At 31.3% G+C, this 23346-nt stretch carries 20 protein-coding genes and 1 pseudogene; 14 read left to right on the top strand and 7 right to left on the bottom strand.

Annotation, left to right across the window (positions count from 1 at the left end; all coding sequences use genetic code 11):
* Positions 1 to 70: 70 nt before the first annotated feature.
* Positions 71 to 2677 carry an ATP-dependent chaperone ClpB gene (clpB, locus tag GOY08_RS06420; RefSeq protein ID WP_158998033.1) on the bottom strand — a complete coding sequence of 869 codons (2607 nt, stop codon included), beginning with the start codon at positions 2675 to 2677 and terminating at the stop codon, positions 71 to 73.
* A gap of 240 nt (positions 2678 to 2917) precedes the next feature.
* On the opposite strand from clpB, the gene GOY08_RS06415 reads away from it, so the two are divergent.
* The 10 genes and pseudogenes from GOY08_RS06415 (at position 2918) to GOY08_RS06375 (ending at position 12186) form a co-directional block, all read left to right on the top strand.
* Positions 2918 to 4183 carry an FtsX-like permease family protein gene (locus GOY08_RS06415; protein WP_158998032.1) on the top strand — a complete coding sequence of 422 codons (1266 nt, stop codon included), beginning with the start codon at positions 2918 to 2920 and terminating at the stop codon, positions 4181 to 4183.
* Between the two features lie 21 nt (positions 4184 to 4204).
* Positions 4205 to 5458 (top strand): aldo/keto reductase, encoded by a 1254-nt coding sequence (locus GOY08_RS06410; RefSeq protein ID WP_158998031.1) that lies wholly within the window; start codon positions 4205 to 4207, stop codon positions 5456 to 5458.
* A 39-nt stretch (positions 5459 to 5497) separates the two neighbouring features.
* Positions 5498 to 6163, top strand: coding sequence for a MotA/TolQ/ExbB proton channel family protein (locus GOY08_RS06405; RefSeq protein ID WP_158998030.1), 666 nt, complete (start codon positions 5498 to 5500; stop codon positions 6161 to 6163).
* Between the two features lie 2 nt (positions 6164 to 6165).
* Positions 6166 to 6280: pseudogene (locus GOY08_RS15730) on the top strand (biopolymer transporter ExbD); the annotation flags it as partial.
* Entirely contained in the window at positions 6262 to 6588 is a 327-nt protein-coding gene (locus tag GOY08_RS06400; RefSeq protein ID WP_407947659.1) for an ExbD/TolR family protein, read from the top strand. The pseudogene GOY08_RS15730 and the gene GOY08_RS06400, both read left to right, overlap by 19 nt.
* 36 nt (positions 6589 to 6624) lie before the next feature.
* Positions 6625 to 7950 carry a glutamate-cysteine ligase family protein gene (locus GOY08_RS06395; protein ID WP_158998028.1) on the top strand — a complete coding sequence of 442 codons (1326 nt, stop codon included), beginning with the start codon at positions 6625 to 6627 and terminating at the stop codon, positions 7948 to 7950.
* A 20-nt stretch (positions 7951 to 7970) separates the two neighbouring features.
* Positions 7971 to 8939, top strand: coding sequence for a DMT family transporter (locus GOY08_RS06390; protein WP_158998027.1), 969 nt, complete (start codon positions 7971 to 7973; stop codon positions 8937 to 8939).
* Between the two features lie 250 nt (positions 8940 to 9189).
* Positions 9190 to 9981, top strand: coding sequence for a Hint domain-containing protein (locus GOY08_RS06385; RefSeq protein WP_158998026.1), 792 nt, complete (start codon positions 9190 to 9192; stop codon positions 9979 to 9981).
* Positions 9982 to 10015: 34 nt separating this feature from the next.
* Positions 10016 to 10777: a hypothetical protein gene (locus GOY08_RS06380; RefSeq protein WP_158998025.1), complete on the top strand. Its 762-nt coding sequence runs from the start codon at positions 10016 to 10018 to the stop codon at positions 10775 to 10777.
* 8 nt (positions 10778 to 10785) lie between these two features.
* Complete coding sequence (locus GOY08_RS06375) at positions 10786 to 12186, top strand: hypothetical protein (RefSeq protein ID WP_158998024.1); 1401 nt, start codon at positions 10786 to 10788, stop codon at positions 12184 to 12186.
* Here GOY08_RS06375 and GOY08_RS06370 read toward each other — a convergent pair whose 3' ends face one another.
* Complete coding sequence (locus GOY08_RS06370) at positions 12187 to 12696, bottom strand: hypothetical protein (RefSeq protein WP_158998023.1); 510 nt, start codon at positions 12694 to 12696, stop codon at positions 12187 to 12189. It abuts the gene before it with no gap.
* Positions 12650 to 14896: a DUF4301 family protein gene (locus tag GOY08_RS06365; protein ID WP_158998022.1), complete on the bottom strand. Its 2247-nt coding sequence runs from the start codon at positions 14894 to 14896 to the stop codon at positions 12650 to 12652. The genes GOY08_RS06370 and GOY08_RS06365 overlap by 47 nt, the downstream gene beginning before the upstream one ends.
* Before the next feature lie 140 nt (positions 14897 to 15036).
* On the opposite strand from GOY08_RS06365, the gene rlmN reads away from it, so the two are divergent.
* Genes rlmN through GOY08_RS06350 form a run of 3 tightly spaced genes read left to right on the top strand, consistent with a single transcriptional unit; the run spans position 15037 to position 18037 of the window.
* Complete coding sequence (gene rlmN / locus GOY08_RS06360) at positions 15037 to 16107, top strand: 23S rRNA (adenine(2503)-C(2))-methyltransferase RlmN (RefSeq protein WP_158998021.1); 1071 nt, start codon at positions 15037 to 15039, stop codon at positions 16105 to 16107.
* A 1-nt stretch (position 16108) separates the two neighbouring features.
* The gene (locus tag GOY08_RS06355; protein WP_158998020.1) at positions 16109 to 17236 is read left to right on the top strand and encodes a tRNA dihydrouridine synthase; all 1128 of its coding nucleotides are present in this window, start codon (positions 16109 to 16111) and stop codon (positions 17234 to 17236) included.
* A 60-nt stretch (positions 17237 to 17296) separates the two neighbouring features.
* On the top strand, positions 17297 to 18037 hold the full coding sequence (locus GOY08_RS06350) for a Bax inhibitor-1/YccA family protein (protein ID WP_158998019.1): 741 nt from the start codon (positions 17297 to 17299) through the stop codon (positions 18035 to 18037).
* An 11-nt stretch (positions 18038 to 18048) separates the two neighbouring features.
* Here GOY08_RS06350 and GOY08_RS06345 read toward each other — a convergent pair whose 3' ends face one another.
* Positions 18049 to 18708 carry an energy transducer TonB gene (locus GOY08_RS06345; protein WP_158998018.1) on the bottom strand — a complete coding sequence of 220 codons (660 nt, stop codon included), beginning with the start codon at positions 18706 to 18708 and terminating at the stop codon, positions 18049 to 18051.
* Positions 18660 to 19799 carry a glycoside hydrolase family 3 N-terminal domain-containing protein gene (locus tag GOY08_RS06340; protein WP_158998017.1) on the bottom strand — a complete coding sequence of 380 codons (1140 nt, stop codon included), beginning with the start codon at positions 19797 to 19799 and terminating at the stop codon, positions 18660 to 18662. Before GOY08_RS06340 ends, GOY08_RS06345 begins: the two co-directional genes overlap by 49 nt.
* Positions 19800 to 19856: 57 nt before the next feature.
* Here GOY08_RS06340 and GOY08_RS06335 point away from each other — a divergent pair, with 57 nt between their 5' ends.
* Positions 19857 to 21365 (top strand): FGGY family carbohydrate kinase, encoded by a 1509-nt coding sequence (locus GOY08_RS06335; RefSeq protein ID WP_158998016.1) that lies wholly within the window; start codon positions 19857 to 19859, stop codon positions 21363 to 21365.
* A 36-nt stretch (positions 21366 to 21401) separates the two neighbouring features.
* Here the strand turns inward: GOY08_RS06335 and GOY08_RS06330 are convergent, their stop codons facing one another.
* Complete coding sequence (locus GOY08_RS06330) at positions 21402 to 21869, bottom strand: Hsp20/alpha crystallin family protein (protein ID WP_158998015.1); 468 nt, start codon at positions 21867 to 21869, stop codon at positions 21402 to 21404.
* A 193-nt stretch (positions 21870 to 22062) separates the two neighbouring features.
* Positions 22063 to 23214 (bottom strand): hypothetical protein, encoded by a 1152-nt coding sequence (locus GOY08_RS06325; RefSeq protein WP_158998014.1) that lies wholly within the window; start codon positions 23212 to 23214, stop codon positions 22063 to 22065.
* Between the last annotated feature and the right edge of the window lie 132 nt (positions 23215 to 23346).

The following is a 23346-nucleotide window of genomic DNA, read 5'->3' as shown; positions in this document are numbered from 1 at the left end:
GAAAAAATAAAACCCTAGCTAAAAATTGCTAGGGCATTTTAATACATGAAAAAGATTTTGATAATATAAATTATTTTTTAGTAAAAGATATACTTTTTTTAGAATCTTCTTTTACAAGAATGGTATCCCCTTCATTAAATTTACCTTCGAGTAACTCCATTGATAATGGAACTTCAACTAAATCTTGTAAAGCTCTTTTTAAAGGACGCGCTCCAAAATTTACATCCCAACCCTCTGTTGCAATAGAAGAAATGACTTCAGGACTTACTTCAAGAATCATGTGTTGTTGTTGCATTAATCTTTGCGCTAATTTTGCAACTTGAATACTAACAATTTTTTCTATTACGTCCTCTCTTAAAGCATTAAAAATAACTGTTTCATCTATTCTATTTAATAACTCTGGGCGCATATGGGTGAGTACTTCATCCATAACAAGTTTCTTTAATTGTTCACTGTTGCGTGAATCTTCTGGAGCTTCCAATATACGGTGAGCTCCAATGTTACTTGTCATAATAACGATACAATTTTGAAAATTAATTGTTCTTCCTTGACCATCAGTTAATCTACCATCATCTAACATTTGCAAAAGTACATTGAGAACTTTTGGATGTGCTTTTTCAATTTCATCAAAAAGAACAACTGTATATGGTTTTCTCCGCACAGCTTCAGTCAATTGCCCTCCATCTTCAAAACCAACGTAACCAGGAGGGGCTCCAATTAATCGAGAAACTGAATGCTGTTCCATGTATTCAGACATATCAATTCGAATCATAGATTTTTCTGTATCAAATAAACTTTTCGCTAGGGCTTTGGCTGTTTCTGTTTTTCCTACACCTGTTGGTCCTAAAAATAGAAATGAACCCATTGGCTTGTTTGGATCCTTTAATCCACTTCGAGTCAGACGGATAGCATTCGCAACCGCTTTGAGAGCATGATCTTGTCCTACAACGCTTTCTCTAAGCTCGTTTTCTAATTTTAATAGCCTTTGTCTTTCAGCTGCAAATAATTTATTGACAGGGATTCCTGTCCAAGTAGACACAACTGTTGCAATATCTTCAGCATCGACTTCCTCTTTTAAGAAAACAGAATTTTCATCATGCTTTTCTTCATTTGGAGAATGTGAAGACGATTGTGTTAATGTGCGTAAACGTTCTTGTAGCTTAGGCATTTCACCAAATTTAATTTCACTAGCACGCGCATAATCTGCACGACGCTCATAATCTTCCATTTTAACTCTGGCTTGTTCTAAATCTTTCTTTAATTTATTGATTTCATTAACGCTGCCCTTAGCAAGCTGCCATTTATTGCGCATTAATTTTGCTTCGTTTTCGAGCTCGCGTAGCTGGTTTTCAATGTCAGTTTTTCTACCAATTGCTTGATAATCTGTTTCTTTAGATAAGGCCACTAATTCTATTTTATATTGGGCAATTTTTCTTTCTATAGTGTCTATTTTTTCAGGAACACTATCTAATTGAATTTTTAATCTACTAGACGCTTCATCAATTAAATCAATTGCTTTATCGGGAAGAAATCTATCTGTTATGTAGCGATCTGATAAGGTAGCAGCAGCAATTAATGCATTATCCTTAATTCGAATGCCATGATGAATTTCGTATCTTTCTTTGAGGCCACGTAAAATTGTGATGGTATCTTCAACACTTGGTGGATTTACAATAACAGGCTGAAAGCGGCGTTCTAAAGCAGTATCTTTCTCAATAATTCTATACTCTTCTAAAGTAGTTGCGCCAATACAACGCAATTCACCTCTAGCTAATGCAGGCTTTAACATATTTCCTGCATCCATTGATCCTTCGCCTCCACCAGCTTTGACCATAGTATGAATTTCATCAATAAATAGAATAATTTTCCCAGAAGCATCTTGAACAGCTTTAAGAACAGCTTTCAATCTTTCTTCAAACTCACCTCTAAATTTTGCTCCTGCAACCATGCCTGCAATATCAAGACTTAAAAGCTTTCTGTTCTTCAATGTTTCAGGTACATCTCCACGTATAATTCGTTGCGCAAGACCTTCTGCAATTGCTGTTTTTCCAACCCCAGGTTCACCTATTAAAATAGGGTTGTTTTTGGTTCTTCTAGACAAAATTTGAATGACTCTTCTTACTTCGCTGTCCCTCCCAATAACTGGGTCGAGTTTGTTTTCTTCAGCTAACTTTGTAAGATCTCGAGCGTATTTTTCAAGAACACCTAATTTATTTTCTGGAGATTGGTCAGTCACTTTATTGTTGCCTCTTATCGCTAAAATGGATTTTTGGAGAGTATTGGTATCAAGATTATAACGGTTAAATAAGCTTGCTACAGTTGGTTGCTTACTAGTTGGAGCAGCTATGACAAAATGCTCTATCGAGATATATTCATCTTGCATTTCTTTTTTGATTTTATCAGCCGATTCAAGGTACGAGGATAAAAATGGACCGCTTGTTGGCTCACTTCCACCAGATACTTTTGGGAGTGTATCAACAATTTTTTTTAATTCTGATGAAATTTGGGTTACTTTTAATCCAAGATTTTGACAAAGCATTTTCACAATTTCTTCATTTTCATTAAAAACTGCATTTAAAATATGGGCTGGAGTTAATTCAGGATTGCCATTTTGTTTAGCAACGGTATGTGCGTCATTTATGGCAGATTGGGCTCGATGTGTGAATTGATAAGCCATACGTTTACTCCCTTGTTAAGATTGGAGTTCTAAAATATTAGAGTTAGAAAGCAATTTCTAGTTGCTTTCACTTAACTGTAACCTTGGTCTTTTTGTGTTTTTGTCAAGGTCAAAGAATTGAAAAAAGTTTAATTTGCGGAAACGCTTTGAGATTTCTCTGTTTATGATAAAGCTCTTGATAAAGATAAGATCTTGCAATTTTATCTTATCTTAAAATAATTCGTTATGAGGTAAATTATAGTGAATCTTTTAGTTAGATTATCTCTTAATTTTTTATGCAAAAAAAACTCTAAAAAATTAAGTTTTACTTCTTTAGTTTCAATAGTTGGAATATGTTTTGGATTATCGGCTTTTTTAGTAGTTATTACAGTTTTGAATAGTTTTCAAAATGAATTAAAAAATATTATTTCCTCAGTAAATCCAAATGTAACAATTTATTCGCCAGCAGGAGTAACAAATCCTTCAAAATTGATTAAAGAATTAGAAGAATTTATTCCTGCAAAAGTAGAAAAAATGAGCAGTTTTGTTTATCACGAATCTATTCTAAGTAGTGGAAAAGAAACAGCAACTGTTTACATAAGAGCAATTGAAGGAACAAATTCAGCTTCAGCAGTTCATTTAAATAAATATTTATATCCTGAAAATGCTTTAAATACTTTAAACGTTTCTAGTCCATTGATAAATAAAGATCGTAATACATTAAGCGAAGGTAAACTGTTAGAACAACTACCGCACGTTATTTTAGGAAAAGGACTGGCAGATTCTTTGGAAGTTAAAATAGGAAGTGTTGTAACTTTAATGTCTTTTACATCTGAGTATAAAAAAGTCGGAATTCGTTATAATAAATTATTTGTGACAGGAATAATGAACTCTGGTTTATCTGAATTTGATAAGAAACAAGTTTTAATGAATTATCAAGATGGAGTAAAATTATTTGGTGTTGATAATTGGGCAAGTGGTATAGAAATAAATTTAAAAAACCCTGATGAAGCAATTATTGTAGCAAATAAATTAAATATTGATTTACCTTATAATGTTATAGCATGGCAAGAAATTCATGCAGGTCTTTTTGAACAAATAAAAAGAGATGGTACTGCAATAAAATTAATTGTTTTAATTATTTCATTTGTTGCTGGATTTAATATTGTAGTTACCTTAGGTTTAACAGTCATGAATAGAGCAAAACAAATTGCAATATTAAGAGCGTTAGGTGCAAAAAAATCCTTAGTTATTTCGTCTTTTGTCATGTCAGGAGTAATTTTAGGGCTATTAGGTTCAACATTAGGAGTTGTAACTGGATTAGGGATACTAAAGATTTTTTCAGGTTTATCTCTAGGTGACTTTCAAAAGTTTTATAATATAGAACGGATACCTGTGCACATCGATGTCACATTAATTGTATTTGCCTTTTTTACTTCTCTTATCTTATCGTTCGTAGGTGCTTTATATCCAGCTTGGAAGGCTTCAAAAGTTTCACCTATGCTTGGTATTAGTCAAGGCAATTAATTTAATTTTTAAGGGTTATTTATGAATGTACTTCAGGGATTTGCTACAGCATCTACAACAAGACCTTCCAATCAGTCACTGGGAAGAGTATTTGAAACGCGTCGAAGAGCATTGTATTCAGGCGGACCAAGCGTTTCTCCGGTAGGATTTGGTAGCTATAGAATTGGTTACGCAAAACATTTAGGATTCCCGCAATCAGGCCAAGCTTTAGAACTTGCCATCAGAAAGGGCATGAATTTAATTGATACAAGTTCAAATTATGGATTTGGGCAAGCTGAACTTCTTATTGGAAAAACGTTAGGAAAACTCATTAATGAAGAAATTATAACAAGAGAAAACATGGTTATTGTTTCTAAAGTTGGTTATGTCCAAGGTTCTAATCTTGAACTAGCCAAAGCGAAAGAACAACAACTTCAACCCTTTCCAGAAATGATTAAGTTTGGTGATGAAATATGGCATTGCATTCATCCTGAGTTTATTTTTGATCAAGTTGAACGCTCATTAAATAGAATGAATATTTCAACGATTGATGTATATCTTCTTCATAATCCAGAATATATGCTTAAAAAATTTGAGTTAGAAGGAATTGAAGTTGAAAAAGCAAGAGAAATATTTTTCAACCGTTTACGCGAAAGTTTTTTAGCATTGGAAAAATTAGTTACTTTAGGAAAAATAAAATCATATGGTATTAGTTCAAATAATTTAGGTGCTCCAGCTGAAGAATATGCATCTGTTTCTTTAAAAAAAGTACATGAAATTGCGCTTTCGATAAGTGATCAACATCACTTTAAAGTGGTGCAGTTTCCTCTTAACTGGCTAGAAATTTCCCCCGTATTTTATGACAGAGATGAAATTGGCGAAACAACTCTTTCCTATGCACTCAAAAATAATATTGGTACAATGATAAACAGACCATTTAATGCCATGTTCAATGATGGGCTCATTCGTTTAACTCGTCCACAAGTAAAACCTGATGAGTTACAACAGCTTGATGAAGGTATGAAGATTGGTTTGCAAAACTGGTCAAAGTTAGCAGCTGATTTAGAACGTTTGGCAAAAGAGCAATTGGAAGATGTGCCAGGTTATGATGATGCCACTTTGTCACAATTTGTTATTAGTACTTTAGCTTGGCTACCTGGGGTAACAAGTGTTTTATGTGGTGCAAGGAAAGAAGAATATGTAAAAGATGTGGAAGAAGCGCTCGCACGACCTGCATTAACTAGAGCTAAAGAACTTTTGTATGGTATTTACGAAAATTTAGAATTTACTACTTAATAAAGTTACAAGTTTTTTCTTGCATGATGGAGTGTGAAAATGAATCTTACCCAAGAATTCCTCAAATTTTCCCTAGCAACAGGTCCTCAATGGGTAATGTACACATTGATTGTATGCAGTATTGTTAATGTTGCGATCATCATTGATAGAATAATATTTTTCCATAAAATGCGTGGCGATTTTCCAGAATTTATTAAGAATCTTACTCAAAGATTAAATTCAAATGAGTCATTAGAACAAACTGCTGCTTGGTGCTCAGGGCAAAAAATGTTGGAAGCAAATGTTGCTGCTGTTGGTTTGGAAAGAGGATTGGATAATTTAAAAGCTTCTGAAGAATCTATGAATGCAACAATGATTGCTGCAAAAACAAGACTTGAAAAGGGACTAGTTGTACTTGGTACTTTAGGGAGCAATACGCCATTTTTAGGTCTTTTCGGTACAATTATCGGGATTATCGAAGCCTTTCATGCGTTATCTACTTCAGCAAATCCTGGTCCAGAAGTTATCATGGCTTCAATTTCAGAAGCTTTGGTCGCTACTGCATTAGGTTTGTTGGTTGCTATACCTGCTGTTGTTGCCTTCAACTTTTTTAATAGAGCAATAAAGAAAAAAATGGCTAATACAGATGCGACATCTAGAATTGTCATCACACATTTGGGTTTAGCAGGAAGTAACAGCAATAGTAACAAAAAGAAAGGTAACTAATTATGGCAGGAAAAACAGGTGGAGGAGATGAAGATCCAATTGTTGATATAAATATTACACCTTTCGTTGATGTTGTCCTTGTTCTTCTCGTTATATTTATGGTTACTGCGCATTTTATTGTAAATAAAGGAATGAAGCTGGAGTTACCAAAAGCAACAACTGCAGAGCAGTTAGAAAATCAAAAGACTTTTAATATTTCAATAGGTAAGTCTGGTGAATTCATGTTAGATGGTAAATCAACATCTGTAGATGAATTAAAAACTGTTGCAAGAGATGCAACAAAAAATAAAGCAAAAGTCGTTGCCATGATTAGTGCTGATAAAGAAGCTGTTTATAATTCTGTTGTTATAGTTATGGATGCTCTTCGCTCTGAAGGCGTTACTGATTTTGCTCTCCAGCTTGATCCTGCAATCCAAAAAAAATAAGATGAGGCTCCTTATTGTTTTTTTGGAGCTGCAACAATGATATCTCAAAAATCTTTAGTTGATAAAAATATTTGTTCCCGTGTATGGACTCAGCCAATTAAAGGTACGAGAGAGGGAATGGAAAAAATTGGTTTAGAAATGGAAATGCACGCATATGATGCGAAAACTTTAGCTCCCATTGGTACAGAATCTGCAAAATTGGATGTGCAGTCTTTTTTAAAAAGAGTTGCTGAAATTTCAACGCCAATTAAAATAAAATATGATGAATCTTCATCTCTAATAACAGATATTTTTCTCAAACATGGTGGCAATATTAGTGTAGAGCCAGGAGGGCAAATAGAATACTCTTCCGCACCATTTGAAAAATTAACGGATGTTATTGAAAATGTTATAAAAGGTTTGAAGATAATAGAAGAAGCAGCAGCAGGTGAACTTGTTTTTCTTTCGCATGGAACAAATCCAATTTCAAAGAATGATCATCCTTTGGTCTTGCCTAAAGAGCGTTATCAAATTATGACTCGGTATTTTGAATCCGCACCTCAAGTGCGTGGCATAGACATGATGCGACATAGTGCAACTGTTCAGGCTAATTTAGATATTTTTGGTGATGAAAATTGGCAAGATGCTGTTAATTTGATTTTAGTTTTAGTTCCTATTACACAAAAATTATTTGCAAATTCTCAATATTTTAAAGGGATGAAAAGTCAATATTATTCTGAAAGACAAGAAATTTGGGAGAAAATGGATCCCTCTCGTTCAGGAATTCCAAAAAATATGCCGTTTTCAGATAATGCTGAATGTGCCTATGCGCAATGGGCTAAAAAAGCAAATGTCTTTTTTATTGATGGTCTGCCTATTCAAGAACAACCTTTGTTTAATGAATTATCTTTTGAAAGCTGGTTAGAAAATGGCTACAAAGGCAAATATCCTGATTTAAATAGCTGGGAAACCCATTTAGGAACTTTATTTCCGCATTTAAGACTAAGAGATTTTTTAGAAATTAGACATATTGATGCTCAACCATTCGAACACACTTTTGCTCCAGTAGCTTTTTTTTGGGCATTAGCAAAAACTAGTAAAGTGAGAAAAGAAGTTTGGCAGTTTCTCAAAAAGAAAAAAATAGATTTTAAAAAAGTATTTGTTGAAAAACATGATTACTCTGAATTAGAAGTTCCTTTATTAAATCTTGCTATAGAAATGTTATCTGATTTAAAAGAACAAGAAGCTTGTAAGGCTGTTAATGCATATAAAGATTTTTTAGTACAAAAACCTGAATATTGGAAAGCTGCAAGTGCTCTTGAATTTGTTGAAAAAAATAAGACATTAAATCCCGCAAAAGAATTTGGTAAATTTTTATACTAATTTATTGGTGGAAATGCTGAGTGAAAAAAAATAATAATTACCTAATTGGTGTTTTTGAAATAGGTATTGCGAATTCTTTTGTTGGTGTAAATATCATTTTAAATAAATTTTTAATTGAAAAAGCACCTTTAATGCTGTTATTAGAATTAAGATATATTTTTGGTGTATTAATATTGCTTTTTATGGCAATTATTATGAAAAAATTTAAATTTTACATAGAAGATAATAAGTTTAATAGCTATGATTGGTTTATTTATATACTAATGGCACTTTCTGGTGGTGTGTTTTTTAATTTTATTTACATGTATGGACTGAATAAAACAACAGCAACTTCAGTTGGTATTATTGGAAGTTCTATTCCAACAATAATTGTTATTTTCTCATATCTATTTTTGCGACAACCTCTGAAACGAATTCATGTCTTGAGCGTTTGTTTAGTTGTTTTGGGAATTATGATATTAAATTTGACTAGAATTCCAGGGCAAGTAGCGAATGATAAAATTTTAGAGCACACTTCTGAGCAAATGATTTTAGGGAATTTTATAGTATTTTTAGCAATGGTACCAGAAGCATTATTTACAATATTTGCAAAAATGATTAAAATTAAAGTCTGTCCTATAGTTTCAGGATTATTCATTAATTTATTAAATGGATTGTTTTGTTTACCTTTTGCTATTTATTCTGCAAGGGAAATCAATTTCTTTCAAATAGATTCAAAAATATGGATATTAAGTTTTTTTATTGGCTTGTTTAGTGGAGCTCTCTTTTATACATTTTATAATAGAGGAATTGCTAAAATAGACTCAAATACAGCGGCATTAATGACTGGGGTTATTCCTATAAGTTCGGCAATATTAGCAATAATATTTTTAAATGAACCATTTCACATAACGACATTTCTAGGTATGTTTTGTGTATTAATATCGATATATGTTGGTGTAAGATATGCAGATCAATCTAAAGTACTATTACACAGAGTTAGAGACTAATAGAATTATATTTTCGCTTTTTCCAATCATATACAAAATAATTTAAATATTTACTCACTATTAAGTTATAGATAGATTTATGTATAGGTCTTCACAATGTCATTATTTTGACTTCGCAATATTAAAATTAAGAAACAATATTTTGATTTAAAGCCATAATTAAGAACTTTTCAAAAAAGTATTAAGAATTTTTCAAAAATAAAATTTGAATATACATTAACTCTTACATTTCCAAACAAAAGGGGTTTATATGTATAATAACTTGTTTAAACGTGTTTTGCTTTTTACTAGTATTATAATATCAATAATTTCTATTAGTAATAGATCTTATGCAGGAAATAGAATTATAGGTCCTACTGATAGAAATGGACGTTGTGTAGACAATATTCCTGATGCTCCCACTTGCCAAGGCGAAAGAGACTATGGTCTCAGAAGCGGATGCATAAATAAAGAAGAATATGATTCCTTAGTCGCATATAATTCTTATCCAATTTGCGATCGTAACAACATACTAAGAGCATGGTGTTCATGTGGATGTTTTGAAAAAAATACAAGAATATTTTCTGTTGGAAAAGATATTAACTTTATGGGTTATGAAAAAATAGAAAAAATTATTTCAGAAAAACAACACTACAAAGTTTTAAGTCTTCATCAAGATACTAAGTTATCTACAATTAAGTCCAATACTTTTGATTTATTTCAAACCACGAGCGGACCAGAAAAAGAACCACTCATTGTTATTTATACAGAAAATAATTTACGACTTGCTGTTACCAAAAAACATGCAATTTTACTTAGCAATGGTAAAATGGTTGAAGCTGAAAAAGTTCAATTGACTGATAAATTGGTACAAGCCAATGGTAAACCAGTTAGTGTTCTTAAAATTGAGCGTGAATTTACAAATGATGATGTGTTAAATATATTAACTTCGGGAAAAACACCAATTGAACACACCTTATTCGCTGAAGGTCTTATAGTTGGTGATTTAGCTTGGCAAAATAATTTAAAGAGTATGCTTAATTCAATTACAGTAAGAGAATAATTTTTATTACTGGTTTAATTTTTTGGATTTAAAAATGAAAAATAAAAAAAAATATTTTCTGATAATTTTATCTATTCTGTTAATTTTTTTATATTTATCTTTAAACAAAAAGAATAATCATAACTATAAAACAGATTTAATACAAAATCGAGATAATTTATTGTCTTTTTCGAGAGATAATTTAGATAGTAAAATTAAAAATAATACAAATGAATTAGAAATAAATAATTCTAGTTATGAATTCTCAAAGGAAAAAATTGCAATTATAAAAATGATTAAAAATTTAAAAGATAAATATACATACATAAATTTTGAAAAAGAATTTAAAGATAGTTTTTTCTCCATGTACTATTCTGGTAATCAGAGAAAAATTGTTAATATAATTCAAGAAATTTTATTAGATAAAGAAAATGCAATAAAAATAGCTGGAGATAATCAAGCTTATGCTAGGGTCTTTGCCATCAAGGCTTTAAAAGAATTAGCAATAATTGGAAATCAAGAACCATTAATTGATACTATAAATAAAATTACGAGAAATTTTGATGAAAAGAAATTAATAAATAAAGGTGAAGAGGCGGATATTTATGATTTAGTAAGTTCTTTTATAAGTATTCAAAATTCAGAAGAATTAGAAAAAAATTTAGGATTTTATTTAACAAATATAGGTTTTAAAGGCTCTTTAAAAAATAAAGAATTAAAAGATATTTTTGATCAAAGTGTGTTTTTTTCTTTAAAGTCAAAATTTGGTAGAGAAAAAACAACTGCAATAATGTCTAAATATTTTTCTGATACTTAGGGGTAAAAATGTTGTATATTTATTTACTTGTAAAAAAGGTAAAATTTAAGGGCATATTTTTTATTTTTCCATTTTTAAATTTTATGCTTATATATGCCAATATTCAATCCCCTGATTTGAATAATAATTATGAAAAAATAAATCAACTTGTTAAAAATGCAATAGAAGAGTGGCAATATTCTTGTGCTAAAGGAACAGAAACTTGTACAAAAAAGGAACTGGTATATCCAAAAAAAGCTTTACCAAATGCGAATAGTAATAATTATAGAATACTAGTAATTGATGATAGTGGAATGGCATTAGCTGCATATACTAGATATTATAATCGAGTATTAGAAAATTTAGTGGAAGGTGCAAATGGTGAAATTACAACTGATATTAGATTTCTAGAAATTAATTCATCTGCAAATAATATATTAACTAATATTTTAAATCCTTCTGATTTTTCTTTTATCCCAAGTGAATCCTTAAAACCAAATCAAGAAATTTTTTCAGCTTCTTTTGGTCAAGAATTAAGTAATATTCTTTTCCAAACCAATTCACGAGGGCATTCAGTCAGCATTTTTAATTTTTTAGCAAATAATAATCCTCAAGCGCAGTTTTTGCTTTACTATGATTCACAAAAAAAATGGAATGAAATTATTTGTGATTATAATTTAAAAGATGAATATAAATTAGATAAATTAAAAATATTATTAAGCTTTCAATCTAATTATATAAATAAAAAAATAATTGAATATGGAATTAATTTTATATCCCTCTCTGAAGGAATAGATTCTTCCTATTTTAATATTTTTAATAAATTATGTCCTAATATAAAAATAAAAAGCAGTTTTAAAAGATCTGTAAATAAATTATATTTTGAGCAATTTTTGACAAAACTAGTTGAAAATAATAATGTAATTCTTGTTCAAGCAAATTTATCCTCAAGTAGTTATGTTGATAAAAATAATTCTGATTTTTATTCTGACTGCCAACCACTCAAGAATAGAATAAGGGTAGGTTATATAAATTCATTAAATAGAGATATTCCTCCAGAAGGAATTATTAGTGACAGATCTAAAAAATATTTATTAAATGGCAATGAAAATTCTGAACAGTGCACAGATATATATATAAATATTGCTGTAGAAAAACAAAGACCTTTTAATTTTGCTTTAGGTGCCGTAGAATTTTCCACTTTTAATGTCGGTACAATGCCACCAATAGGGGCTGATGCAGTCAGTTCTTTTGCAACTCCTATTGGATTATCTTATCTTCTTGATTTAAAAATAAAAAACTCAAGTTTAAAGGATGCAAATGATCTATATTCATATGTTATTAATTTAAAAAAGAATGAGAAATTTATAATTTTAGATCCTGCGTTAAATAAACAGTTATCAATATATTCATTGCAATATTTAAAGTAATTACTGCATTGAATCTGCTAAAAGTAAAAGCATTTCACTTGTTTGTTTTAATGATAATGTTTTATTATTTTCATTTACTCTAATATAGTTTTCATCAAGAAGCAAAAATTCTTCAATAACTCCACTTTTTAAAATAAATAATGGCGAATAATTTCCATCTGATTTTCCTAAATCTACCTGTTGAATTAATTTTGTAGCACGGAATAAATAAAATTGTTCATAGGTTTGATTTGGTTCAATTAAAAAACCAGCATCACCTGGGATATAAATAAAAATATATTCTTTTGTTACTTCTTTATTTTGTGGATCTAATACAATTGATCCAAATGATACTTTTAGCTGGTGAAAAAATAAATTTTTTTCTAGATCTTTTTGGGCTTTAAGAAATAGAATATCTTTTTCAAGTTGTTTTCCTAATTGTTGAAAAAAAATTTTTCCTTTTTCAGTAATACTTTCTTCAATACTAAAAATTTCTTGCTTCGAGTGAGACCAAAGTTTCGTCAAATCCATAAGTTCGCCTATCATTTCCTAAAGAATCAAAAAAAGATTTATGCGGACGAAAAAGAGTTCTTGGAACTTCTATGAAGACCAAATTTGATGTTGCAGAATTTCCAATTAATTCATGCAATACTGTTTCATGATAACACACAGGAACACCTTTGTATTCCCTTTTGGTTAAAAGCCAAAACCTGTCGTCAAAAAGTTTAGAATAATTTACCTTTTTTCCTAACAATTGTTCTTTTTCAAAGGAACGTTTATTTGTTCGTAATTCAAAAAAAGCAAGAACTGGATTAAAATGTGTTGCCTTCCCACGTGGACCAAAATACTCCATTGTTTCTTTTTCATCGACATGCGGCATTTCAATACATAATTTTATTTTTGTGCCGTCAGAAAGCTCGGCAAAAATAGGTCCTCCACCAAAATCTGCTACTTCTTTGCGAACAACTCCAAATATAGAAATGGGTTGTTCCAACCATGAAAGTGTTTTCTCCCAGGCTGAATAATGATCTAAGTGTTCTGAAAGTGGTTGCCAATGGAACAGGTTTCCAACAATTTTATGTATTGTTTGGAAAGGGATGCCTATAAATTGTTTTTCATTATTAAAACATAAATTTAATCCATCTTGAGCTAATTCTTGATTAATAAAAGAACATAAATAATTAAGAACTTTTAGAACTTCTTGATCATGTAACTTTTGAATAGACTGTTTCTTATTTTGGTCATGAAAAAGATGATCTTCAATTTTTGCTCGAAGAACCTCAATACAATCACGAATAATTTTAAATGCCTCAGCAGGAATATTGAGTTCTTCTATTCTATCTTTTGATGTGCCTATAACGTTATCTATGTTTCGAATATGTAAACATTCAGCATTTGGAAAGGAGTCCGCAATAGAATCAAATAAATGTATTAATTCGCCATGTCCTGCAGAAATAGGAACATAATTCCCATCTTCGTCTGTATATGGAGTTCCATCTAATTTAAATCTGATAGTTGATAAGGATTTTCCTTGTTCTAAAACAAGCCAATCTCCTTTTTGATTTGCATTGTGTTTTAACCAAACAGGAGCAAATGGTGAGTCTTTTAAGGCAAAAATATCATTTATATTTTCTTGTAAGTAGCTTGAGTTTTTTGATATTTCCTGTTCAAAATCTTTTTTTAAATTTGTTGGGACAACTAAAACATTTCCTAAACAAGGAAACAATTTAATTTGTTCAGCAATTTTTAAAGTTAGAAAAGAGTCTCCTTCAATTGTTGTAGGAACAAGAGCTTTTGGTAAAGCACCATATAAATACACAAATGTAGAGCATATACTATAAGATTTTAAAATATTTTGTTCATGCGAATTAAAAAGAATAAATTCGTTTTTAAATTCTTCTGTTTGTTTTTTCATAGAATTATTAGGAACGACAATTCTCTCCATCCAATGGTTAGTTTGTGCTGAATACTTTAAGACTTGCTTATTTTTTTCATCCAATTTTTGTTTTAACAACGGTTGATTATAGTCCCATGGTGTTCTTATTATTTGTTCATTTATTTGTTGTGAAGAGGTTTTCTTTCTGGCTGTTTTTTTATTACTTTTTTCTCCATACTGATTTTCAGTTGATCCAGTTTGTAAAAGTTCTAAGAGAAAAAAATAAAATTGATAGCAATTTTTTTTGCTTTCTTCTGCAATGTGCTCTTCAAGAGAATCAAATAAAACTGAAATTTCAGGAATATTTTTTATATTTAAAATAGTGGTATGTATTTTTTTTCTAATATTATAAGGTAAATGATAGCCTGTTTTATTAACTGTGAATTTATTAAAAATATCTTTTAATTCGGGAATAAGGTCATCTAAGATAATAATATATTTTTGCAAGTCACTAAAGAAACGAGATGCGGCTCCTGCAGCAGGAATACATGTTACTAAATGATTTTCACGCCAAAAATCCATTGCGCTTCTTTGAAATTTTCTTCGTGAAGGATGGAAGGTGGATGATAATATTCTTGTAATTTGTTTCCAGGAGATAATGCCTCCGTTGCTAGTGGTACAAGCGCCCATAATAGGGATGGTGGTTTTAATTTCATTATTTAAAGCCTGCATAATCCTTGTGTGATGAATATTTATTCTGGTTGGGTCAAGTTGAAGTTTCTTTATTAATTCAGGAGAAATAGTATTAGGGTAATTCACATTTTTATCCTTATTGTATTCACCTTCCATTTGCATTCATCTACTCCTATAAAATTAGACGCTTTCAGCAAGTTAGCATAAGCTGTCGAATTTTGGCAAAAATACCTTGACCAGCTGTTTATACTCTGTTTGATAAAGAGTCACCGATTAGGTGACTCTTTGTGGGATCAATTAAAATGAAATCAATTTTTAGCCAAGATCGAATTACTTTGGCAAGAAGTATTGCCCAGCAGTTTGGTGATTTAAAATCTTCGCTTCGAGCTGAAGTAATTTATCGTGAAATATATAAAAAATCTTCATCTTCACCCACTCCATTTTTTGGGTTGAGTGAAGAAGTTAAAAGATGGTTGAATGAATCTTATACATTTGAATATCCTATTGAAATTATTGATTTAGACTATAGTAAGCAAGATGGATCAGTAAAGTTCATCATGCGTTTGAAACGTGACGGGCGATTAGTAGAAAGTGTCTTAATTCCTGAGTTAGGACGCTTAACCCAATGCATTTCAACACAAGTTGGTTGTGCTCAAGCATGCCGTTTCTGTCAAACGGGGCGTATGGGGTTGGCGCGAAACTTAGATACAGATGAAATCATTGGACAAATTTTAGAAGCAGAGCGTTGGAGACAAGAAAATTCTGCACATGAAACTGCTAAATATGAAAGAATTACGAACGTAGTTTATATGGGTATGGGAGAGCCCTTAGATAATTTAGATAATGTTATTGAAAGTACTCATATTCTTTGTGATAATAAAGGATTAAATTTTTCTCCTAATAAGGTGACAATTAGCACTGTTGGTCTTTTACCCCAATTAGAAAAAGTGTTAACTTTTACAAAAGTAGCAGTAGCATTATCCCTCCACTCCCCTTATAATTCAGAACGCAGTAAAATAATGCCAGTAAATAATAGGCATTCAATAACGGATGTGGTTGAAGTCTTGCGCAAGCATTCACAGCAAGGTTCCCGTCGTTCTTTTATGATTCAATACACATTGCTTCGCGGAATTAACGATACCTCTGCACATGCAAGTGAATTAATAGCTCTTCTTGAAGGTATTTCTGTTAAAATCAATCTTATTCCATTGAATGAGCACGAAGGGGCTTCCTATCGACGCCCGGATTTAGGCAGAGTCTTTGCTTTTCAACAAGAATTGAAAAAAGCAGGTATGGTTGCTACTGTGCGTCTTTCCAAAGGGAGAGATATTCAGGCTGCATGCGGGCAGTTAATTAAAGACAAGGTAAAGTAAAATGAGCAACTTTTTTAATCAACCAATTCAATTGGGGTCATTAAAATTAAAAAATAGAGTGTTTTTAGCTCCATTAGCAGGGGTCTCTGATATACCTTTTCGCCGAATTGCACAAGAAATGGGGGCAGGCTTAACTTATGTAGAAATGCTATCTGCTACAGCTATTTCTTATAAAAATAAGAAGACTTTTGACATGATGGCGCGCCATTCTTCTGAGGGCATTCTTGGTGTTCAAGTAACAGGACCAGATGCTATTCAAGTGGCGCATGCGGTTTCTGTTTTAGATAAACAAGGTTTTGATACTATTGATATAAATATGGGTTGCCCTGTTCGAAAAGTTGTTAATGCAGGTTGTGGGAGTGCTATTTTGAAAGAACCTGAACGTATTTCACAAACTGTGAAATTAGCCAGAGAAGCAACAACAAAGCCTCTATCTGCTAAATTCCGTTTAGGTTACACTCGTGAGCTAATTAATGTCGAAGATACAACTAATCGAGTTCTTACTGAACTAGTTGATATGTTCACTATCCACGGCCGTACACGTTCGGAGTCCTATTCTACACCATGTGATTTAAATGGTATTCAACTTTCTATGCAAGCAGCTGCTAAAAATCCAAGCAAAGCTATAAAAGTTGGTAATGGAGATATCTTTGATTTTCAATTTGCAGAAAAAATGCAGAAAGAAACTGGTTGCGACGCTGTGATGATCAGTCGCGGAGCTTTGGGAAATCCTTGGATTTTTAAAGAAATATTAGAAGGGAAGCGTTATCAACCTACTTTTGCTGAGTGGTATGACGTATTGCTTAGGCATATTACTTACCAAGAAGAGCACTATGGCAAAACAAAAATTTCAGCAATTTTAGCACGGAAACATCTGCTTTGGTATACTAAAGGTTTCCCACAAAGCAAAGCTTTAAGAGATGTTTTAAACAAAGTCGAAGATTTGGAACAAGCAAAAGTACTTTTAAAAGAATATGCTAAGAAAATTGCTCCCCACTATATTCGTTATGGTGATGGTGATTATGAAATGCATGAGGGGTATGATCCCAAGTTTGAAATGGATAGACAATTGGATAGAGGCGTGGGTGATGAAGAAATGAACGCTGTCTTGTCAAATAAGAAAGATTGATTAGATTACTATTGGAATGTGTTGAGTCAACATTTTTCACGTGTAAGGAAGGAATTTGATATGAATCGGTTTCAAAATAATAATTCAAACTGGATGGAAAACGCAGGAAAAAATTCACTTGCTCAAGCAAATGCAAGCAAGCTTATTTCTGGTGTATATGGCTGGATGTCTTTTGGAGTTTTATTAAGTGCTATTGTTGGTGTTGGTATTGTTCAAACAAATACCTTGAATTATCTCCTAAAAATGGGCTCTGGATTTATCTTTGCAATCTTTCTAATGCAGGTTGCTCTTGTTATGGTGATGAGTTTTGCTGCAAATAAATTAAGCGCTTCTGCATTAAAAGCTTTATTTCTTGTTTATGCTGCAGTTACTGGATTTACTTTTGCAATCATTATGAATGTTTATCCTATTGGAAATGTTATCTCTATATTCTTTATAGCCGCTATGGGTTTTGCTGCTTTGGCAATATTTGGAGCAGTTACAAAGAAAAATTTAGGATTTATGCGCACATTCTTGTACATGGGATTGTTTATGATTATTGGGGCAGGAATTTTGAATATATTTATGCACAGCCCAATTTTAAGGTCATTTACAGGTTGGGCAGGAATTTTAGTATTTTCTGGTTTAACGGCATATGATTCACAACGTATTCGTGAGGGGGCGCTTGAAATTTCTTATCAATCAGCTGGTAATAGGCAAGAAATAGGCAAATTTATGATTTATGGGGCTTTAACCATGTACTTAAATTTCATCAATTTATTTATCAGTCTTTTGCAAATTTTTGGTGGTAGAAAAGATTAATTTCATTAGAATTACTGAACAATTACCCAGTTGATTCTTTTTATCACACCAACACTTTCTTGGTCTCTTCTTGCTGGTTTGCAATTTAATTCTTTTGCAGCATTTAAAGCTACTTGATCTATTTTATATCCAGTACCTTTTATCAATGTTGCATTAGTTACTTTTCCTTGGCTATTAATTTGCACCTCTATAATAACATTCCCACTTTTAATTCCCGCATTAGTAGCATCATCTGTTAAATTAATTTCAGGTAATGTGCACTGAGCGGTTTTATCTACCGTAGATTCAGCTGAATAAAATTCCTTACTAGGATTTGATGATTGCCCTTCAGGAGTTGGATTTGGGATATCTTTAGCGTTTGTTGATGGAGCTGTTTTTTCAGACGGAATTTCTTTCTGAATGCTACGTTTGGCAGTATTTGATTTGACAATTTCTTCTTTTGGAATTTTTTTGTCTTGTTGTTTTTGAATAGTTTGTTTATTTGATTGCGATTTATTTGTACTTAATTGAATTGTATTTGTTGAAACTTTAATACTAATAAACTCAGGTGGGTGTGGTTTCAGCAAAGCGATAGCAAGTACTAAAAAGAAATGAAAAAATAAGCTATAAATTGTTATAACTATTATATTTTCATCTTTCGCTTTTTTGTTAAGGTCGAAAAAATATTCCACGCTTTCTCCAACATCAATTTATGGAATAGTTTATCATTCTGCATTTTGTTTGCGATTGCATATGCAATTTTTGCTTCCCTAACAATACTTTGACAACTTAACAAAATATCACAACCAGCTTTTAATGCATCGATAGCTGCATGTTGCAAATAATTATCATCTTCTTGAAAAGAAATATTATTATTTTCAGTTATAGAAGATTGAACCTTTCTTTTTTGCTTATAATGTTCAGCAATAGCGTTCATTCTTAAGTCATCACTAATTATTAATCCTTTAAAACCTAATTCTTTTCGTAAATATTTTGCAAGAATTATTTTACTTAAAGTTGCTGGATTATTTTCATCAATTTCAGGAATTAAAACATGGGCTGTAATAATAAATGGGACATTTTCGTTTATTAAATTTTTGAAAGGAATCCATTCCCTTTTTCTTAGAACTTCTAATGTAACATTGCTGACACTCAATTCCTTGTGCGAATCTGTAGTTGTATTTCCATGCCCAGGGAAATGTTTTGCACAGGAATACATATTTTCAGCAAGCAGTATTTTATTTACGAAAGAGGCGAACTTTGTAACCTTTTCTGGTGTACGACCAAAGCATCTATCCCCTATGACTAAATTAGATGGTTCTGTAAGGATATCTACAACAGGACTAAGTAAACTATTAATACCTAAATTTTTTGCAACAAAAATTTGATGCAACAATTGACCTTCCAAGCCATTTAAATCATTTTGTTCGGCAAATTCAAGGGCTGGTTTACCTCTATTAAAAGGAGGTGGTAAGCGAGAGACTCTTCCCCCTTCTTCATCGATTGAAACTATCATTGGAATTTTATAAGTGCTTTTTTTAATACCACGCACTTTTTTTATTGTTTGAATTAAATTTCTTGCTTGTGAAAAACTTTGAAAATTCCTTTTAAACAATATCATCCCAGATGGTTTTATTAGATTTAATAATTTTTTTTCTTCCGCTTGAATTTCAACGCTATTTAATGATGGCCATAAGAAAAAACCCGCTTGCTCAATAAATGGCAATGAAAAAAAATATTTTTCAAATTTTTTTGGAATTGATTGTCGCTCTTTCAGACTCAAGTTAGTATCCTCCATAAACTCATTACGTTTTTCCCTAAATTCAAAGGAGTGGGAGTTATGACTCATTTTATCTTATCAATAGATGAAGGTACCACAGGAATTCAGGCCTCTTTTTTTAGTATGAATGATTTTTCAATGTATGGAAATAATAAAATTGAATTTCCTCAAATTTATCCAAGGCCAGGATTGGTTGAACATAATCCACAACAGATTTGGGAAACTACTTTAAAAGCAATACAGAATGCAATAGAGCTTTCTTATCAACAAAATTCAAACTTTTCAGCAGCAAAAATTGCAGCTATTGGTATTACAAATCAAAGAGAAACATGTTTGGCTTGGAATAAAAAGACAGGCGAAATAGCTGGTAATGCAATTGTTTGGCAAGATAGAAGAACTGCAGATTTTTGTGAGAATTTAAAAAAGAATAAAAAATTACAAGAAGAAATACTTCAAAAAACGGGGCTAGTTTGTGATCCCTATTTTAGCGCTTCTAAAATGCGCTGGATGTTAGAACAATATTCTTCTGTAAAACAGTGGGATTTAACAGGTGAATTAGCTTTAGGCACTATAGACTCATTTGTGATTTGGAAATTAACAAACGGGAAATCATTTGTAACTGATCATACAAATGCAAGTCGTACAATGTTGTATAATTTACATACTGGAAATTATGATCAAGATTTATTAAAGCTATTTAATATTTCTGAAAAAAGTTTAGCTGAAATTAAACCAAGTTTTGCTAATTTTGGAGAAACTTTTAAAGTACCAGGACTCCCAGATGGTATACCAATAATGGGTGTATTAGGGGATCAGCAAGCTGCTTTATTTGGACAAAAATGTATTCATTCTGGAGAAGCAAAAATAACTTTTGGTACAGGTGCTTTTCTGTTAATGAATACTGGGGAACATATTGTTACAACTGATGAAGGATTGCTTACTACGGTTGCTTTTGCAACAAAAAATAAAAGAGCATTTGCATTGGAAGGTTCCGCATTTATTGCTGGAGCTGCAGTTCAATTTCTTCGAGATAATTTTGGTTGGGTAAAAAACTCTGCTGAAAGTGCTGAACAGGCGATGAGTTATCCTAGAGATGAAGAAATTTTATTTGTTCCTTCATTAGCAGGTTTAGGCGCGCCTTATTGGAATCCGCAGGCAAAGGGGGTTTTATTTGGGCTTACAAGAGGAACACAAAAAGCGCAGATTATTAGGGCTGTGCTTGAAAGTATTGCAATGCAAAATGTCCAGTTACTGAAATTAATGGAAAAATTAAGTAAACAAAAAATATTAAAAGTGGGAGTTGATGGTGGAGCTTCTAGAAATGATTTCCTTATGCAGTTTCAAGCAGATTTATTACAAACAGAGTTATTCAGACCTGCTAATACAGAAACAACTTCTCTAGGAGCCGCTATGGCAGCTGTTACAGGCTTAAAAGAACAGGATATATTTGAATCTGTTAAGGATTATAATGGGAAAGAATTTAGGCCAACAATGCCAGAAGCTATAGCAAGTGCTAACCTATACAGATGGCTTAAGGCGGTAGATTGTGTGAATTTATTTTATAAATAAAAGGCTTGAAAGAAGTTATTCTTTCAAGCCTTAAGGCTATTGAGCTAGTTTAATTTCAATTTTTTTTGCTTCTGCCTGTGTAATTTTGCCAATTTTAATTGATAAAATTCCGTCTTTTAATTCAGCTTCAATGGCATCTGAATTTGCCTTTTCAGGAAATTCTATAGAGCGTTTAAATTTTCCATAGGAAATTTCACTGCGATAAAAATTTGTTTCTTTATCAAGTTCTTTTTTCTTTTTTTCTCCTGATATTGTTAAAATATTTTTCTCTAAAGAAATATCAATATCTTTTTGAGAAATTCCTGAGAGTTCAAGCGTTACAAAATAGTGATCTTTAGTTTCCATAATATCTAAGTTGGGTCTAAACCAAACTTCAGAATTATCATCTTTAATTTGGTCTGAAAAAATTGTATTTATTAAATTACCCACTTCATTATGAAATCCAAAAAAAGGTAACGAACTATTTTGGCTTGTTAAATTTTTTATAAAATGATTGCGGTACATAATTAATTCTCCTATAAAATTTAATTTCATGGAGTCATTCATTCTCCACTACTGGAAACTTAACCGTTTATTTAATTTGTAAAGGGGAATTTTTTTAATTAAAGAATATTTTTTTGTTTATAATTTTACTATTGACTTAATAAAATTATGTTTATATTTAAGGCTATTGACAAAATAATTATCCGTTTATATTTCAGGGTAAATAATAATTAAATGACACAAAATTGTTAGAAGGAGTTATAATATATCCATCTCTATCTTTTATAAAGGCATAAATATTATATGTTTGTCCATATGTCCAACTTATTGGTAATGTTGTAATCACAAAATTTTGTCTCGGACAAGGTTGGAATGGGAGTAATATGTTTGTATTTGTATAGTCCTTTATTTGGCAGTATATATCAAAACTTCTTCTATTAATTAAGCTATTTGGATCTTGACTGTTACTTTGAGGGCCTAGAAAAACATTAAAGTCATTAGAATTAGGCGTTTGTAAAACATATGATAAAAAATCCGGAAATCTTGGATTTTTTTGTAAAACATCTCTTGTGTAAGCTATGGAATAGCCATCTTGTAAAAAACTGTCAGTATTTTCGTTCATTGCTGTGACACTGCCATCTGCCATATTTACATAGTAAAATTGCGCTTTTGATGCACCTCTAACAAATACAGGTTTAAATACTTTTGTATTTCCATCAGCAGTTTGAACCATGAATCGAAATCTTTTAGAATCACTATAAATAGGTAAGTCTACCGCTACTCTACCTTGTGAATCTGTAACATCAGAGGCAATTTTACCTTCACAAGGGTCAAAAATATTTTGCTCACTTATAACATCAAAATAATAAATTGTTGCATTTGCTGCAGGATTACCATTTTTATCTTTAATCAAAAATCCAAAATGATCAACGGGGATTAAAGAGAATGGATTAGGAAAATTTATGTCAATCTTTGTCGTATTTGAATCTACAGTATAATCAAATTCGTATTCACTATACAAAACATTATTTGGACCACCGCCATTATTGTTGTTACAACTACTTGAGCTTCCTGATGTATTTCCAAATGCTAAATATCCTATTTTTATATGCAAACTACCAGTAGGAATTTGGACAGAGTTTGCCCCCGCAGATAATGCTTTTTGTAATTGAAATCCACTTGAGTTTGTAATTGAAATTGGAATTTGGACTGTAGTAAATGAGGTAAATAAAGAACGAGAACCGCCTGTTAAAGAAGGGGCGTTTATGTTAAAACTTACTCCCGGTGCTTTAAAGTAACTACATGAAGTAAATAATTTAGTAAGAAAAATAATTATAATGATATTTATATATCTTTTATAATGCATATTTTCTCCTAATAATATTTTTTACTATTCGGAGTTTATTATTATTTCTTTGTTAGCAAATTTTTGGCGGATATTTGTTGTAATGTATGGAGTTAGAAAATTGACATTTAAAGAATTTTTTTAAAAGAATTA

The sequence above is a fragment of the Pigmentibacter ruber genome (genome assembly GCF_009792895.1).
GTDB classification, from domain to species: domain Bacteria; phylum Bdellovibrionota_B; class Oligoflexia; order Silvanigrellales; family Silvanigrellaceae; genus Silvanigrella; species Silvanigrella rubra.
Note: the sequence above shows the minus strand (reverse complement) of the source record. Positions and strands in the feature narration are given on the sequence as shown.